This window comes from Aeromonas sp. ANP5, assembly GCF_963870295.1.
GTDB lineage: Bacteria > Pseudomonadota > Gammaproteobacteria > Enterobacterales > Aeromonadaceae > Aeromonas > Aeromonas veronii.
In genome coordinates, this window is record NZ_CAWMRY010000018.1 from 72681 (window position 1) to 88653 (window position 15973).

14 protein-coding genes are annotated in these 15973 nt (G+C 63.0%); 5 read left to right on the forward strand and 9 right to left on the reverse strand.

Annotated features, from left to right (window positions below):
* The first annotated feature begins 365 nt into the window (after positions 1–365).
* Positions 366–2828 (forward strand): diguanylate cyclase domain-containing protein, encoded by a 2463-nt coding sequence (locus tag AACT07_RS11945; protein ID WP_069527915.1) that lies wholly within the window; start codon positions 366–368, stop codon positions 2826–2828.
* Positions 2829–2878: 50 nt separating this feature from the next.
* On the opposite strand, the gene AACT07_RS11950 is transcribed toward AACT07_RS11945, so the two are convergent.
* The 9 genes from AACT07_RS11950 to AACT07_RS11990 are packed head-to-tail and all read right to left on the reverse strand — an operon-like array spanning position 2879 to position 12607.
* Positions 2879–4078: an ABC transporter permease gene (locus AACT07_RS11950; protein ID WP_069527916.1), complete on the reverse strand. Its 1200-nt coding sequence runs from the start codon at positions 4076–4078 to the stop codon at positions 2879–2881.
* On the reverse strand, positions 4078–5292 hold the full coding sequence (locus AACT07_RS11955; protein ID WP_069527918.1) for an ABC transporter permease: 1215 nt from the start codon (positions 5290–5292) through the stop codon (positions 4078–4080). Before AACT07_RS11955 ends, AACT07_RS11950 begins: the two co-directional genes overlap by 1 nt.
* Positions 5293–5982, reverse strand: coding sequence for an ABC transporter ATP-binding protein (locus AACT07_RS11960; RefSeq protein WP_069527933.1), 690 nt, complete (start codon positions 5980–5982; stop codon positions 5293–5295).
* Positions 5975–7114, reverse strand: coding sequence for an efflux RND transporter periplasmic adaptor subunit (locus AACT07_RS11965; RefSeq protein WP_069527935.1), 1140 nt, complete (start codon positions 7112–7114; stop codon positions 5975–5977). Before AACT07_RS11965 ends, AACT07_RS11960 begins: the two co-directional genes overlap by 8 nt.
* Positions 7115–7141: 27 nt before the next feature.
* Positions 7142–10306 carry an efflux RND transporter permease subunit gene (locus AACT07_RS11970; RefSeq protein ID WP_069527936.1) on the reverse strand — a complete coding sequence of 1055 codons (3165 nt, stop codon included), beginning with the start codon at positions 10304–10306 and terminating at the stop codon, positions 7142–7144.
* Positions 10299–11354: an efflux RND transporter periplasmic adaptor subunit gene (locus tag AACT07_RS11975; protein ID WP_069527938.1), complete on the reverse strand. Its 1056-nt coding sequence runs from the start codon at positions 11352–11354 to the stop codon at positions 10299–10301. The genes AACT07_RS11970 and AACT07_RS11975 overlap by 8 nt, the downstream gene beginning before the upstream one ends.
* A gap of 41 nt (positions 11355–11395) precedes the next feature.
* Entirely contained in the window at positions 11396–11866 is a 471-nt protein-coding gene (locus AACT07_RS11980; protein ID WP_069527940.1) for a YeeE/YedE family protein, read from the reverse strand.
* Positions 11867–11879: 13 nt separating this feature from the next.
* The gene (locus tag AACT07_RS11985; RefSeq protein WP_064338373.1) at positions 11880–12293 is read right to left on the reverse strand and encodes a YeeE/YedE family protein; all 414 of its coding nucleotides are present in this window, start codon (positions 12291–12293) and stop codon (positions 11880–11882) included.
* Positions 12293–12607 (reverse strand): ArsR/SmtB family transcription factor, encoded by a 315-nt coding sequence (locus AACT07_RS11990; RefSeq protein WP_005338008.1) that lies wholly within the window; start codon positions 12605–12607, stop codon positions 12293–12295. Before AACT07_RS11990 ends, AACT07_RS11985 begins: the two co-directional genes overlap by 1 nt.
* A gap of 88 nt (positions 12608–12695) precedes the next feature.
* Between AACT07_RS11990 and AACT07_RS11995 the strand changes: the two genes are divergently transcribed.
* The 4 genes from AACT07_RS11995 to AACT07_RS12010 all read left to right on the forward strand — a co-directional run bounded on the left by AACT07_RS11995 (position 12696) and on the right by AACT07_RS12010 (position 15940).
* Positions 12696–12881 (forward strand): YgaP family membrane protein, encoded by a 186-nt coding sequence (locus tag AACT07_RS11995; RefSeq protein WP_005344304.1) that lies wholly within the window; start codon positions 12696–12698, stop codon positions 12879–12881.
* Between the two features lie 55 nt (positions 12882–12936).
* Positions 12937–14208, forward strand: a complete 1272-nt coding sequence (locus tag AACT07_RS12000; protein ID WP_069527942.1) for an NAD(P)/FAD-dependent oxidoreductase — start codon at positions 12937–12939, stop codon at positions 14206–14208.
* A 380-nt stretch (positions 14209–14588) separates the two neighbouring features.
* Positions 14589–14993: a hypothetical protein gene (locus AACT07_RS12005; protein WP_069527944.1), complete on the forward strand. Its 405-nt coding sequence runs from the start codon at positions 14589–14591 to the stop codon at positions 14991–14993.
* A 218-nt stretch (positions 14994–15211) separates the two neighbouring features.
* Positions 15212–15940 (forward strand): MgtC/SapB family protein, encoded by a 729-nt coding sequence (locus AACT07_RS12010; protein WP_069527945.1) that lies wholly within the window; start codon positions 15212–15214, stop codon positions 15938–15940.
* Positions 15941–15973: the final 33 nt, after the last annotated feature.

A 15973-nucleotide genomic window follows, 5' to 3' on the forward strand; every position in this document is an offset into this window, starting at 1 on the left:
CGCACATTAACCGGTGCGCAGCAGCCGCGATACATTTGTGTCACACCTGACTGCCCCATAAAAGTATCTATTGATATAACGACACAGCTTGACGTGCAACCACGAAAAAAATGCAGTCAAGCCACAATGACAACGATAAAAACGGGAAAAAGTGGCTAGAATGCGACCACTTCGATAGGCCATATGACTCTCTTATTGGTCACATAACTTGCAAAAAAACGGCATGTATCCATCCCGTGTGATGAACGACACAAAAATGACTTTCCAACCCCCCTATACCCCATTGCAAACGCCTTTTCTCCCCTTGCAGGTGACACAAAATTGCTTGAATCTAGCCTAGACACCGCTCCCGAGAGAAACGTTGTATGACGGAGAACGCAGCCCCCCGCCAGCCCCTCAGCTGGTTTATGCCAATGCTGGTCAGTATGGTCATCGCGACCCTGACCTCTCCCCCGGTGCGAGCCGGCGAGCAGGTCATCGTCCAGTTGCCGTGGCAACACCAGTTCCAGTTTGCCGGTTACTACGCGGCCATCGCCAAAGGGTTTTATCGGGAGGCCGGTCTGCATGTCACCCTGCGCGAAGCGGACTCTCGCACCGATGTGGTCAGCGAGGTGATCTCGGGAAAGGCCCAGTTTGGCATCAGCGGCAGTGATCTGCTGCTGGATCGGGCTGCCGGTCGTCCGGTGGTGGTGCTCGCCGCCCTGCTGCAGCACTCGCCGCTGGTTCTGCTCACGCTGGATAGGCCAGATATTCGCAACCCGGCCGATCTGGCCAACAAGCGACTGATGCTGGAGCCGGGCTCCAACGAGCTGCTGACCTACCTTTCCCACCATACCCGCAGCCGCGACTGGGTCACCCTTCCCTACAAACAGGGGATTCAGGCACTGCTGGCGGGCAAGGTGGATGCCATCAGCGCCTACAGCACTACCGAGCCCTTCTATCTGCAACAAAAAGGGATTCCCTATCGGGTCTTCAGTCCGCGCACCATCGACTTCGACTTCTACGGCGACAACCTGTTTACCTCCGAGCGGGAGCTGATCACCCGACAGGATCGGGTCTACGCCTTCCAGCAGGCCAGCCTCAAGGGGTGGCGCTATGCGATGGACCACCCCGAAGAGATGATCAACCTCATCATGGAGCAGTACCCGACCGGCGCTGGCCGTGAACAGCTGGAGTTCGAGGCTCGCGAAACCAGAGCGCTGATGCAGCCGGATCTTGTCGAACCGGGTTATATGCAGCAGGAGCGCTGGCTGCAGATCGCCAAAACCTATCTGGAGGCAGGCATGCTCACGGTATTGCCCAACCTCGACCGCTTTATCTACGACCCGGCGCAGGAGCGGCTGCGCCAGCAACGGCTGCTGCTCGACAAGAGCGTGGCGGTCGCCATGCTCATTACCTTTACCCTGATGACCCTGCTCGGCATCTTCTTGCACCTCTATCTGCGCCTGCGTCAGGAGGCGCGGGATCGCCAGCGGCTGACCCGTGAACTGGCCCAGAGCGAGCAGCACTATCGCTTCGTGGCGGAGAACAGCGCCGATGTGATCTGGACCATGGATGCCGCCAGCTTGCGCTTTCGCTATGTCAGCCCGGCCATCGCCCCCCTGAGCGGCTACGAGGCCCCAGAGCTGTTTGCCCTGCCCCTCAAACAGCTGCTGCCGGATGCCTCAAGGCAACTGCTGCGCGAGGAAATCTCCGCCACCCTGGAGGCATGGCAGCGGGGAGAACATGACCAGACTCGCCGGGTCATTCGCACCCAGCTGCGCCACAAGGATGGCCATCTGGTGGCGACCGAGACCATCACTACCCTCCATGGCAACCACAATGCCCAGCCGGAGGCGATCCTCGGGGTCACCCGGGATATCACCGAGCGGGCAGCGCGAGAGGAGATGATGCGCCGCCTCGCCTTCTACGACCCCCTCACCGGGCTGCCCAATCGCCGCTTGCTGCAGCAACGGCTCAAGGAGCTGATGGAGCAGGAGACGCCCCGTCCGCTGGCATTGATGTTTATCGATCTCGATCACTTCAAGCCGATCAACGACACCTTCGGCCATGAAACCGGGGATATTCTGCTCAATATGGTGGCCGAGCGGATGAGCCACTGCGTGCGCAAACAGGATCTGGTGGCACGGCTGGGGGGCGACGAGTTCGTTATCTTGCTGCCGGAGAGTGGTGACGAAGTGCTGGCGGTGGCCGACAAGCTGCACCAGCAGCTGCGCCATCCGTTCCAGCTGGAGGGGCAGGAGCTGCTTATCTCCAGCAGTATCGGGCTGGCGCTCTATCCCGAGCACGGGGAGGATGCCAAAACCCTGATGCACCACGCCGATCAGGCCATGTATCAGGCGAAGAATCGCGGCCGCGGCCGGGTCTGCCTCTTTACCGAGGGCCTTGATCCCGAGCAGGGGGCACTGCTGTGGCAACCCGGCCACGAGTGCGGTCACCCGCGCATCGATGCCGAGCATCGCCAGCTCTTCGTATTGACCAACCGGCTGCTGGAGCGGATGAAAGATCAGCACGAGGATCCGGCCCCGTTTCTGGAGAGTCTGGAGAGCCTGTTCGACATGGCTCGTCACCACTTCGCCTTTGAAGAGCAGATGCTGGCGGAGATCGACTATCGGGAACTCGTCAGCCACCGTCAGGATCACCAGCGCCTGCTAAACAAGGCGGGCCAGCTGCTGCACGCCGCCAAAGCGGGGACACTGGGCAACGACGAGCTGCTCAACTTCATCATTCAAGAGCTGGTGGTCGGCCACATGAGTCAGGCGGATCGCCGCTACTTCCCCCTGTTCAGATCTGAGCGCAGCCTGTCGGTTGCGGAGGTGGTCACCTAGTCCCCCCTGTTCAGCCCCGAGCGTAACGCGCCTCTTGCGAAAGGGGCAACCTAGTCACCGCGCAGGGCAACTACTGGGTCGAGACGCACTGCCCGCAGCGCAGGAGCGACCCCGGCCAATAGGCCAACCAGGGCGCTGCAACCGAGCGCCAGCAGCAGATAGAGAGGATGAAGGGTGAGCGGCAAGCCGGCCGCCAGCAGGGTGAGCAGTAGCTTGAGCCCCCCGAGCAGGGCCAACCCCATGGCCCCGCCCAGCAGCGCCAACACCACGGCTTCGAGCAGGAACAACAGCAGGATGCGGCGCCGTGGGCAGCCCAAGGCCATCAGCAAGCCCACTTCAGGGATCCGCTCCTGCTGGGCGATGCTCATGATGCTGAAGATGCCGACCGCCCCGATCAGCAGCGAGATAATGCCGAGCCCGCCAACCGCCAGCTTGATGATGGAGAGAATCTTGTCGAGGCTGGTCAGCATGTCCTGCTGGGAGGTGAGGGTAAAATCCTCGGCGCCGTGGCGGGCGATCAGCACCCGCCGGATCTGGGCGGTGATCTCGGCCTCCGCCTGACCGGCGCGATAGATGACATCGATCTCCTGCAGCCCCTCCTTGTTGAACAGCGCCTGGGCGTGAGCGGCGGGCAGATAGATCATGTCGTCCAGATCAAAGCCGAGAAATTGCCCCTTGGGCGCCAGCACGCCAGCCACCCGAAAACGGCGATCACCAGCGCGCAATAGACTCCCAGGCGCATCGCCCCCGGGAAACAGCTCCGCCGCCACCTTGGCCCCCAGCACCGCATAGGCGCGGGGCATGGCACTGTCGTCCGCGGGCAGAAAACGTCCCTGCACCAGGGTGAGTCGCCAACCGGAGAGCGCCGCCGGGCCGGTGCCCAGAATGGCGGTGCTGCGGGTCAGTCCGCGGCTGCGCACCTCCCCCTGCCCCTGTACCACAGGAAGCGCCGCCTCTACCCCTGCCAATCTGGCGAGGGCATCGGCGTCCTCCAGTAGCAGGGGACGGCTGCTGGAGAGGATGCCGGGCGGGCCGCCGGCGGTTTCGGTCTTGCCCGGGGTCACGGCGATCAGCCGGGTGCCAAATTGGGAGAAGCTGTCGAGCAGATAGAGCCTGAGCCCCTCGCCGATGCCGGTGAGCAGGGTCACCGAGGCGATCCCGATGGCTATCCCCAGCGCCGACAGCAGGCTGCGACTGCGCCCCGCCAGCAAGGCACGCCAGAGCCAGAACAGCAGATCAGCGGCGCGCATCAGCCACCGCTCCACTGCCCGCTGCGCAGGCTGCTGACCGGATCTTGCCGTGCCGCCCGGGAGGCGGGCAGCCAGCTAAAAAACAGCCCGGTCAGCAGGGCCGCCGGTATGGTGCAGAAAGTAGCGAGCAGAGGGACTGCCGCCGGAAATCCGGGCCAAATCACTCCGGCGAGGCCAACCAGGGCATAGCCCAACACAGTGCCAAACAGCGCGCCACTGCCGCTCAGCAACAGCGCCTCCCACAAAAACAGCTGGCGGATCTGGCGACTGTCGGCCCCCAGCGCCTTGAGCAGGCCGATCTCGCCGGTGCGCTGGCGGGTGCTGATCAGCGCCAGATTCATCATCATGATGCCGGAAACCAGCAGGCTGATGGCGCCGATGCCGGCAACTGCCAGGGTGAGGGTCGAGAGAATGGTGGAGAAGGTGGCCAGCATGGCGTCACGGCGCACCACGGTCACATCGAGCACCCCGTGGCGCGCCTGCATCAGCTGCTCCAGTCGCTTGACCAGCGGCGGCACGGCTTGCCCCGCCAGCGGCTGGATCAGCAGCCGAAACAGCCCCTCGGTATTGAACAGCCGCATGGCGCTACCGACCGGGATCAGCGCGGCTTCGGCCATATCCATCCCCAGATTGCTGCTCTGGCTGGTGAAGACCCCCACCACCCGAAAGCGACGATTGTCAAAACGCAGCCACTGGCCGACCGGATCGGCCTGACCGAACAACTCACGGGCCACCTTGGCCCCGAGCAGAACGGCCGGTCGATCCTCTGCGGCATCCCCCGGCAGCCAGCGGCCGGAGAGCAGCTCCAGCCCGTGGGTATCGCGCAGCCCGTTGCTGCTGCCAAGCAGCATGGTCTGGCGCAGCCGCGCCCCTTGTTTGGCCTCGGCAAAGCCCATCACCAGCGGCACCAGCCGCACGTTTGGCTGGTGCTGGCCAAGGTAGTGCATATCATCGAGAGTGATCTGCCGCAGACTGTTGCCAGTGACCGGCGGCAGCCCGCCGGTGGTCTCCTTGCGGCCCGGGAACATCACCAGCAGATCCTTGCCAAGGGAGCTGAACTGGTCGGCCACATAGCGCCTCGCCCCCTCCCCCAGCGCGGTGAGCAGCAGCACCGAGGTGACGCTCAGACTCACCGCCAGGATCAAGACCAGCGCCCGTGAACGCTGACGCAATAACGCCACGGCGGCAAAGCGGATCACATCGGGGCGCCGCATTCAGCCACCGCCGCTATCAATGTTGATGCGGCCATCGTTCATCAGGATCCGCCTGCCCGCCCGCTCACCGAGGCGCGGATCATGGGTCACCACCACCAGCGTGATCCCCTGCTCCCGGTTGAGCCCCTCCAGCAGGGTAATCACCTCCTCCCCGGAGCGGGAGTCGAGATTGCCGGTGGGCTCGTCGGCCAGGATCAGCCGCGGCGCCATCGCCATGGCCCGGGCGATGGCCACCCGCTGGCGCTGACCACCGGAAAGCTCGGCAGGGCGGTGTCCGGCCCGGTTCTCCAGCCCCAGCTCCCCCAGCAACTGCTGGCTGCGGCGATGGCGCTCGGCGGGGGCGATCCCGCACAGCATCAGCGGCAGCTCGACGTTTTCACGGGCGGTGAGGCGGGAGATGAGGTGAAACGACTGGAACACGAAACCGATGCGATGGCCGCGCAGCTGGGCCAATGCGGGTTCTGACAGGGTGGCGGTGTCCTCCCCTCCCAGCCAGTAGCGCCCCTCGTCTGGCCGATCCAGCAGCCCCAGCACATTGAGCAGGGTCGATTTGCCGGAGCCCGAGGGGCCCATCACCGCCAGATACTCCCCCTCGGCAACCCGCAGGGAAACGCGATCGAGGGCGGCCACTTCGCTCCCCCCCAGAGTGAAACGACGGCTGACGGCATCAAAGCGAATGAGATCACTCATCCGTTTGTTCCGTGGCGGCGCTGAAAGGGCCCTCCCCGACAATCTGTCCGGGCTGGGCTGCCAGCCGATCACCGGCGGCGAGCCCCTCGGCCACCTCAATCCAGTTCCAGTTCTCCACACCCCAGCGGGGTACCACCCGCACCAGCTTATCCCCTTCCAGCCGCAGCACGCTGCCATCGTCAGCCCGGCTGCTGGCCGCTACCCGCAGCACATCGGTGGCGCGGGTCACCTCGACCTCAAGGTCGGCACTGTAGCCAATAAGCAGGGGCACATCGGTGGGCAGGGCAGTGAGCGCTGCCTCCACCTCGACGGTGCGGGCCTGTTTCTCCAGCTCCTTCACATAGGGGGCGATACGGGTGACAGTGGCGGCAAAATCGCGCCCGGGCATGGCGTCAAGCAGTACCCGGGCAGACTGGCCCACCTTGAGGCGGGCGGCATCCACCTCATCGATGGGGGCTGAGACATAGAGACAGCGATCGTCGATGAGATCGATCACCGGAGGCATGGCCACTCCGGGCGGTGAGGGAGTCATGTATTCGCCCAGCTTGCTGTTGACCTCCGCCACCACCCCGGCAAACGGCGCCAGCAGGCGACGCTCGCTCAAGCGGGCCTCCACCTGGGCGACCTGCGCCTCGTCGACCCGCTCCTGCTGACGGGATGCCTGACAGACATAGCGGCGGGTATCGGCCAGATTCTGGGCCTGCTCGGCGAGGGTGCGGGAGGTGAGATTTTTGGCCAGCAAGGTGGCCAGCCGGTTGGCCTCCCGCTCGTAGTAGGCCGCCTCGCTACAACGCTCCTCGCGCTGGGTCTTGCCGAGCGCCTGCTGGGCACGGGCACGGGCAAGATCGGCGTGAATATCGTCACTCCAGAGGGTCAGCAGCAGATCTCCCCGGGCTACCCGCTCCCCGGCCTTGACGGCGATCTGCTCCACCACGCCGCCACCGGGCAGACTGAGTCCGGCCCGCTGACACGACTTGATGGTGCCAGCCCGGGTATTGACCACGGTGACCAGCACATCCCCCCGCCCGACCTCTGCCAGTCTGATCGGCGTCGGCTGCGGTCGCCACCACCATGCCGCGGCAGCCACCGCTACCACAGCGCCACTTCCCCACCACAGCCAACCTCTCTTCATCGCGCATCCTTTCGCTAGTGACTCCCGTCATGTGCGTCGGGAGAGCAGGGCATAATAGAGCAAGGGTATCACCACCAGGGTGAGCAAAGTGGAGACCAGGATCCCGAAAATCAGGCTGATGGCCAGTCCGTTGAAGATGGGATCATCGAGGATAAACAGAGCCCCGATCATCGCCGCCAGCGCCGTCAGCATGATGGGTTTGGCCCGCACCTGCGCCGCTTCGATCACCGCCTGCTCGAACGCCATTCCGGCGCTGCGCTGCTGCTCGATAAAGTCCACCAGCAGGATGCTGTTGCGTACGATAATCCCGGCCAGGGCGATCATCCCGATCATCGAGGTAGCGGTAAACTGGGCCCCCAACAGGGCGTGGCCCGGCATCACCCCTATGATGGTGAGCGGAATGGGAGCCATGATGATGAGCGGCACCAGATAGGAGCGGAACTGTGCCACCACCAGCAGATAGATGAGGATCATCCCCACTCCGTAGGCTAGCCCCATGTCGCGGAAGGTCTCGTAGGTAATCTTCCACTCTCCGTCCCACAACAGCGCCACCTCCCCCAGTTTGTCGGGCTGCTGCACGTAATATTGGGGCAGGTCGATATCGGCGCCGGCGGCAAACATGCCGTAGAGCGGGCTGTCGGTATTGCCACCCATGTCGGCCACCACCATCACCATGGGCTGCATGTTCTTGTGCATGATATAGCTGGGGGCCACCTCATCACGGCGACTCACCAGCTCGGAGACCCGCACCAACTGGCCGCTCTGGCTGCGCACCTTGAGGGCCAGTACGCCCGCCAGATCCCGTTTGTCACCGGGAGCCAGTTCGATGCGGATCGGCACCGGATACTTGGCGCCGTGCCCCTGCAGCCAGCTGGCATCCTGATAACCCACCCCGCCATTGAGGGTGTTCACCAGATCCCCGAGATCGACCCCGAGCAGGGCCGCCTTGCTGCGATCCACCACCAGCCGCCACTTGGGCTGCGGGTCTGTCAGATAGATATCCACATCCACCAGATCCGCCGTGGCTACAAAGCGGGCCTGTACGGCGCGAGCGGCCGCTTCGCGGGCGGCCTGAGTCGGGCCATAGATCTCGGCAACGATGGGGGACCAGACCGGCGGGCCGGGCGGCACCTCAACGACTTTCAGGTTGCCCCCTGCCGCACTGGCGATGGCCTGCAGCGGCTCCCGAACCGACTGGGCAATCTGGTGACTACTGCGATCCCGTTCATGCTTGTCCACCAGATTGACCTGAATATCCCCCACGTTGGCGCCGCTGCGGATAAAGTAGTGGCGCACCAGCCCGTTGAAATTGATGGGGGCGGCGGTACCGGCGTAGATCTGGTAATCCTTCACCTCCTCCACCTTGGCAAGCTCCCGCCCAACCGCCAGCAGGGTGCGCTCGGTCTGCTCCAGGGTCGCCCCCTCCGGCATATCGAGCACCAGCTGAAATTCCGACTTGTTGTCAAACGGGAGCATCTTGAGCACCACCCACTGCACCACCGGCATGGCGGTAGCCGCCCCGACCAGCAGCAACACAACTAGCCAGAGCTTGCGTCTGGCGCGCTTGGCGCCATCACCAATCAGAAAAGGGGTCATCAGCCGGTGAAAAAGACCCGCCTTGGCTTCACCGTGGGCACCGTGCACCTCACCCTTGAGCAAATGGCTCGCCAGCCAGGGGGAGAAGATAAAGGCCACCAGCAGGGAGATAAGCATCCCCATGCTGGCATTGATGGGGATGGGGCTCATGTAGGGGCCCATCAGGCCGCTGACAAAGGCCATCGGCAGCAGGGCCGCAATCACGGTCAGGGTCGCCAGTATGGTCGGCCCCCCCACCTCGTCCACCGCACCCGGAATCAGATCCTTGAGCGACCCCTTGCCCAAACCGCGATGGCGGTGGATGTTCTCCACCACCACAATGGCGTCATCCACCAGAATGCCGATGGAGAAGATCAGCGCAAACAGCGACACCCGGTTGAGGGTAAAGCCCCAGGCCCAGCTGGCGAAGAGAGTCAGTGCCAGGGTGATGACGATGGCAATGCCAACGACCAGCGCCTCGCGCCAACCCATGCTCACCAGTACCAGCAGAACCACCGCCGTGGTGGCAAAAATCAGCTTGCCGATGAGGGTGTTGGATTTGGTCTCGGCGGTGACGCCGTAGTCCCGGGTCACCGTCACCTCGACTCCTGCCGGGATAAGCCGGTTCTGCAAACTCTCGACCCGCGCCTCCACCCGCTTGGCCACATCGACCGCGTTCTGGCCCGGCTGCTTGCCGATGGCCAGGGTCACCGCCGGATAACTGGCATGTCCCAATCCCATCCAGCTGCGTTTGGTCGGAGTCTCCTGACCCAGAGAGACCCTGGCCACCTCCCCCAGATAGACCGGCTTGCCGTCGTGCAGCCCCACCACCAGCTCTCTAGCCTCCTGCTCACTTTGCAGGAACTGCCCCACCTGCACCTTGATCTCACTGTTGTTCTGCTCGATAGCCTGTGTCGTGCCTACCTGATTGGCGGCCGCAAGTCGCTGACTCAGTTCGCCCCAGCTGATGCCGTGGGCGCTGAGGGCCGCCGGATCCGGCATCACCCGCAACACGGCACTCTGGCTGCCCAGCGTGTAAATATCGCGGGTACCGGGAATGCGCTTGAGTTCGGTCTCCAACTCATGGGCGACCCGGGTCAGCTCGGATGCCCCCAGTTGCTTGCTCCCCTCTTTACTCCATAAGGTCAAACTGACGATGGGGACATCATCGATCCCCCGGGGTTTCACCAGCGGCTGACCGACTCCGATCCCCTGTGGCAACCAGTCGCGGTTGGAGTCGAGCTGGTTGTTGAGATCGACGATGGCCTGCTCGCGGCTCACCCCCACCTTGAACACCACCACCAGCAGGGCGCCATCGGGTTGGGAAAAAGAGTAGAGGGTATCAATGCCCTTTATCTGGGAGACCACCTGCTCGGCAGGGGTAGTGACGAGAGAGGCCACTTCAGCCGGAGTGGCTCCCGGGAAGGGAATATAGACATCAGCGAAGGTGACATCGATCTGCGGCTCCTCCTCCTTGGGGGTCACCAGCACTGCAAACAGGCCAAGCAGCAGCCCCACCAGCGCCAGCAGCGGGGTGATAGCCGAGCCCTGAAACAGCGCAGCCAGCCGACCGGCAGGCCCCAGCCTCTCCTTGTTGCCGTTCAGCTCGCTACTCATGGGCCACCTCCTGCTGCTGCGCCCAGGCATCGGGAGCCAGCTTGTCACCGGCTTGCAGCCCGGCCAGGATCTCGCACTGTCCCTCGACACAATGGCCGACCCGCACCGGCGTCAGGGCCCAGCCCGCGGGCTGCTGCAGATAGACGCCGTTGAACTCCCCTTGCCGCAGCAGGGCGCGATCCGGCACCTGCAACACCTGACGTTCACCCTGTTTGAGCTGCACCTTGAGCCACATGCCGGGCAATACCCCGGCAGTTTGCGGCGGCAAGTCGAGGCGCAACTTGAAGGCGTGGCTCTGGCTGTCGGCATAGTTAAAGCGGGTCAATTTGACCGGGGTAACAGGCTTGCCATCCGGCAGCAGCACCTGCACATCCGCAGGCTCACGAGCCAGCGTCAGGGCGGATTGGGGCAACTCCACCTCCACCCGCAGTGTGTCGAGAGAGAAGCCGGAGAGCAGTGGGGTACCGGGGGCGACAGTCTCCCCCAGCTCTACCAGCCGTTTGGTCACCACCCCGGCGTAGGGAGCCAGAATGCGGGTATAACCGTAGGCCTCGCGGGCCTGAGTGAGAGCCGCATCGGCAGCATTCACCTCGGCGCGGGCGGCGCGATCCGTCGCCTGGGCATTATCGAGCTGGGCGCGGGTGATCACCCCCTTGGCAATCAGCGCCTGAAAGCGGGCAAGCTGGCGCTCGGCTTCCACTTGCTGAGCCTGCGCCCGCGCCAGCCGCGCCTCGGCCCCCGTGACGGCGGCAAACTGCTCCTTACCGCTGATCTCCAGCAGCGGCTGCCCCGCCTGCACCTGATCGTTCACATCTACCAGCATGCGGGAGACCCGGCCGCTGGTCTGGGCCGCCACCGTCCCCTGATTGATGGCACTGACGGTGCCATCCAGCGTCAGCCAGTCGGTCACCGGCTGTGGCGCCACTGTCAACAGGGGCACTGTCAGTGGGGCAATAGACTCCCCGTCTGCGGCAAGGGCCTGGGGGGATGTCATGGCCTGCGATGTCATCACCAACAAGGTGATCCCCAGCAACCGGATCTTTTCCATCATTACTCTCCTTCCCTGGCGTAATCTGTCACTTCACGGGATCAGGCGGTATGGGACTGGCGCACCTTATCCACTCCCCGAACTGGCGCCTTGGTCAGCACCCTGGCCAGCCCTCTGTCAAACAGCAAGATCCCGGCCACCATGGCCGCTATAAACAACATTATCATGGGCTGCCCGCTGGAAATGAGACTCAGAGCAGGCCCCGGGCAGATACCGACCAATCCCCAGCCGATGCCAAACAGTGCGGCCCCGCCGATCAGCCGGCGCTCCAGTCTGGGAGCCGGTACGGCGACGATGGGCTCCCCCAGCACACTCTCGCGACGGGGTTTCACCAGCAGAAAATAACCCGGCATAAAGACCAGCAGGGCCCCTCCCATCACGAAGGCGAGGCTGGGATCCCAGGCCCCGGCCAGATCGAGAAAACCGGTGACCCGGGCGGGATCCATCATGCCGGAGATGGCCATCCCCAGCCCGAACAACACACCCGCAAACAAACTTGTCAGCAACTTCATGGCAATCAGCCCCTTACAGCAGATGATGAGTGACGAAGACGGTGATAAAGCCAGCCGCCATAAAGGTCAGGGTGGCGACGATGGAGCGCAGGGAGAGCCGCCCCATGCCACAGATGCCGTGGCCGCTGGTGCAGCCATTGCCAAGACGGGTACCGATGCCGACCAGCAGACCGGCCAGCAGCACTACAGGCCAGCCGGGCAAGGTGGTGAATGCGGGCATGGTGGCCCAACCCAGAGTCAGCGCCAACCAGGCGCCCGCCCCCAGCCCCAGCAGAAACAGCACCCGCCACGGTGCACGGTGTTGCAGCGCACCGGCCAAAATGCCGCTGATCCCGGCCACCCGGCCGTTGAACAACATCAGGATCAGGGCCGACAGCCCCGCCAGCATGCCACCGCCCAAAGAGAGCAGCCATTGGCTTTCCATCATCAAGATTCCTTATTTTCCGAGTGACAAAAATGGGTTTGCAACGCTCCCAGTACATCGGCCGCCGCCTCGCTCACCAGCGAGTAGTAGATCTGCTGGGAGACCTTGCGCGAACGGATCAGGCCGTAGCGCTTGAGCACCGACAACTGCTGGGAAAACGCCGACTGCCCGAGTTGGCTATGGGCCAGCAGCTCCCCGACCCCCTTCTCCCCCTCCACCAGCTGGCAGAGCACCATCAGGCGTTCGGGATGAGCCAACGCCTTGAGCAGGGAGGCGGCGGCTGTCGCATGTCTGTTCATCTCGTCGAATTGGCTCATAAGAGTAAATTAGCAATTGCTGATATTTGTTCTATTGTATAAAACAACACTAAATTAGCAATATCTAAAGTAAATAAGGAGAAAGACCATGACAGTAGATAACGGAGTCAGAATCGTCGCGGGTTGCATGTTGCTGCTCTCGCTTATCCTTACCACCTGGGTTCATCCGGGCTTTGTCTGGTTGAGTGCCTTTGTCGGGGTCAACCTGATCCAGAGCGCATTCACCGGTTTCTGCCCGGCAGCGATGATCCTCAAACGGATAGGATTTAAATAACAGGGTCGGATGACCTAGGCTCATATGAGCGTGTAATAAACGCAGGAGGCTGAACATGGCAACGGTAATCGTCATCGGCGCGGGTCTGGGGGGCATGTCTGCCGCCTACGAACTCAAGGCCGAACTGGGCAAGCAGCATGAGGTGATCCTCATCAATGACAAGCCGGACTTTGAATTTACCCCCTCCAACCCCTGGATTGCCGTCCAGTGGCGGGAGCGCAAGGAGACCTCGATCCCCATCGAACCCCATGTGAAGAAAAAGGGGATCCGCTTTATCCATGCCGCCCTGACCGAGCTGCAACCGGCGGCGCAGCAGCTCACCCTCTCCGATGGCCAGACCCTGCGTTACGACTTTCTGGCGATCTGTACCGGTCCGGCCCTCGCCTTTGACGAGGTGGCAGGGGCTGGCCCCGAATCCGGTGGCACCACCAGCGTCTGTACCCTCTCCCACGCCGAAGAGTGCCGCCACAGTGTCAGTGCCCTGGTCGATGAGCCCGGCCCTGTGATTGTCGGCGCCATGCCGGGCGCCTCCTGCTTCGGTCCCGCCTACGAGTACGCATTCATCCTCGATCGCCACCTGCGCGACAAGAAGGTGAGAAAAAATGTGCCCATGACCTTTGTCACCAGCGAGCCCTACATCGGCCATCTGGGTCTCAACGGCGTGGGTGACTCCAAGGGGATGCTGGAGAGCGAATTGCGGATGCGCGACGTGCAGTGGATCTGCAATGCCCGCACCGTGGCGGCGCAAGATGGCCAGATGACGGTGGAGGAGCTGGACGATGAGGGCAACATCAAGCGCACCCACACCCTGTCCTACAAACACGCCATGATGCTGCCCGCCTTTGTCGGCATTGCGCCGCTGCGGGGCATCGAGGGGCTGGTCAATCCCCGCGGCTTTGTCATCGTCGACGAACACCAGCGCAATCCCGCCTTCCCGCAGATTTACGCCGCCGGGGTCTGCATCGCCATTGCCCCGCCGCACAAGACGCCGGTACCAACCGGGGTGCCCAAGACCGGCTATATGATTGAGGCGATGGTGCGCACCCTGAGCCACAACATCAAGGCGGAGCTCAGCGGCCAACCGCCGGTGACCAAGGCAGTATGGAATGCCATCTGTCTGGCGGACATGGGGGACACAGGTGCCGCTTTCGTCGCCATGCCGCAGATCCCGCCGCGCAACGTCGCCTGGTTCAAGAAAGGAAAGTGGGTCCATCTGGCCAAGATCGCCTTCGAGAAGTACTTCCTGCACAAGATGCAGGTGGGGGATACCGAGCCCATCTACGAAAAACTGATGCTCAAATACCTTGGCATAGACAAGACCGAATGACCCCGCAGACCCGGCCCTCGCCGGGTCTGCTTTTGGCGGCCCTGCTCGGCAAAACGGGGCTTTCGATTATGTTTCAAGATGTTGCTGCGGGCAGCGCGGGGTTTACCCTGCCTGCCGCCTCGGCTATCATTCGAGCCTCTTATCAATAGCGGAGACCATCAGTGGGCAACTCATCAAGTGACAGTTGTAGACCGACCCTCATCGTCGGTACCAAGGTCGCGAGCTAGCCGCAGGTCTTTCTCTGCCGCAACTCGCAACCCTGCGAGAAGCGGAAATCCACTCCCCTCTTCTCCCTTTTTACACTTGACGTCTGGCAACCAGTGGCCAACCGCCACGGTCGCCATGCCTGCATAGTTTCTGCTTCCCACAAGGAGGCTGCTATGCGTTTTATCTCAATCAAACCGGCTGCGGATCGCGCGGTCGCAACAGGTTCTGTTGCTACCCGGGCTCACCCCCTGTTGAGCCGGCTCGGCCGTGGCATGCTGCCACGCTGGCTGGGCGGCAAACAGCGTCAGCACCACTATAGGCTGCAGATCCGCTGTGATGATCGCGCCGATATGGAGCAGGTGCTGGATATGGTGAACCACACGTTGCAACCGGCCGGGCTGCAACCGATGCAATCGATGAAGCCGGGTCGCGGCGGCGGGCGAGAGCTGGTGCTCAACCTGCAGTGCACCCCGCCCCAGCGCCGCTATCTGGTGCAGTTTGTTCATCAGGTCGGGGTGGCACATCCGGTGCGCTGGCAACTGCGCCCGCGCATCGACTGCGATCCCGAGCTCAACTGACCGCTCATCTGCGTTAACCACAGTGAAAGGGGCCAGCCACGCTGGCCCTGCTTGTTGCGTCCTCTCCGAGCGTCAGGGCATCTGATGATGCTCGCGCCCCGGGACGCTGCGTTTTTGTTTTTCTGCTGGCCATCCGCGCAATCATCCCCTGATCCATCCGCCTCCCGGCGTTTCATCATGGATTGCGCCAAGCCAGCACTTATCGGAAGGAGTACGCCATGAAGATGTGGCAACAAATTGACATGCTCTCCCTGCTCGACACCCTGGCCAGCCTGCTGCTCGCCTTTGTGCTCGGCAGTCTGGTCGGGCTGGAGCGCCAGTACCGCCAACGTACCGCAGGCCTTCGCACCAACGTGCTGGTCGCCGTGGGAGCCGCCCTGTTCGTCAGTCTGGCCCAGCGTATCTATGACCTGCACGGCGGCAACTACAACGTGGTCCATGTGGTGGCCTATATCGTCTCCGGCATCGGCTTTCTCGGCGCCGGCGTCATCATGCGCGAGTCGGGCAATATCCGCGGCATCAACACCGCCGCCACCCTCTGGGGTGTAGCTGCGGTCGGCGCCGCCTGTGGCGCAGGGTTGGCCATGGAGGCAATTCTGGGCGCCCTGTTCGTGCTCGCCGCCAACACCCTGCTGAGACCGCTGGTCAACCAGATCAACCGCCGTCCGGTGGACAATACCGACACCGAAGTGACCTACAAGGTGACGGCACTGACCCAGCGCGAGCATCAAAAAGAGGTACTTCACTGGCTGGAAGAAATGCTGGAGCAGGCCAACTACCCCTTGAGCGAACTCGATATCGAGCCGTTTGGCGAGGGGGATCTGGAGATCTCGGCGGTGCTGCTCGCCACCTCCATCGATGGCGACGAGCTGGATGCCCTGATGCAAAAGCTGGCCATCCACCCCCATATCAAGCAGGTGTTCTGGCGCACCAGTACCACCGATTGAGCCGTTGGTCAGAGGAACGAACCATCCGCCTGT

Bases quoted from the DNA above. Each gene is read 5' to 3' on its own strand.
- AACT07_RS11950 (WP_069527916.1), bottom strand. From the start codon at position 4,078: ATGCGCGCCGCTGATCTGCTGTTCTGGCTCTGGCGTGCCTTGCTGGCG.
- AACT07_RS12000 (WP_069527942.1), top strand. From the start codon at position 12,937: ATGGCAACGGTAATCGTCATCGGCGCGGGTCTGGGGGGCATGTCTGCC.
- AACT07_RS11980 (WP_069527940.1), bottom strand. From the start codon at position 11,866: ATGAAGTTGCTGACAAGTTTGTTTGCGGGTGTGTTGTTCGGGCTGGGG.
- AACT07_RS11965 (WP_069527935.1), bottom strand. From the start codon at position 7,114: ATGAAGAGAGGTTGGCTGTGGTGGGGAAGTGGCGCTGTGGTAGCGGTG.
- AACT07_RS11970 (WP_069527936.1), bottom strand. From the start codon at position 10,306: ATGAGTAGCGAGCTGAACGGCAACAAGGAGAGGCTGGGGCCTGCCGGT.
- AACT07_RS12010 (WP_069527945.1), top strand. From the start codon at position 15,212: ATGAAGATGTGGCAACAAATTGACATGCTCTCCCTGCTCGACACCCTG.
- AACT07_RS11985 (WP_064338373.1), bottom strand. From the start codon at position 12,293: ATGATGGAAAGCCAATGGCTGCTCTCTTTGGGCGGTGGCATGCTGGCG.
- AACT07_RS11975 (WP_069527938.1), bottom strand. From the start codon at position 11,354: ATGGAAAAGATCCGGTTGCTGGGGATCACCTTGTTGGTGATGACATCG.
- AACT07_RS11995 (WP_005344304.1), top strand. From the start codon at position 12,696: ATGACAGTAGATAACGGAGTCAGAATCGTCGCGGGTTGCATGTTGCTG.
- AACT07_RS12005 (WP_069527944.1), top strand. From the start codon at position 14,589: ATGCGTTTTATCTCAATCAAACCGGCTGCGGATCGCGCGGTCGCAACA.
- AACT07_RS11955 (WP_069527918.1), bottom strand. From the start codon at position 5,292: ATGCGGCGCCCCGATGTGATCCGCTTTGCCGCCGTGGCGTTATTGCGT.
- AACT07_RS11945 (WP_069527915.1), top strand. From the start codon at position 366: ATGACGGAGAACGCAGCCCCCCGCCAGCCCCTCAGCTGGTTTATGCCA.
- AACT07_RS11960 (WP_069527933.1), bottom strand. From the start codon at position 5,982: ATGAGTGATCTCATTCGCTTTGATGCCGTCAGCCGTCGTTTCACTCTG.
- AACT07_RS11990 (WP_005338008.1), bottom strand. From the start codon at position 12,607: ATGAGCCAATTCGACGAGATGAACAGACATGCGACAGCCGCCGCCTCC.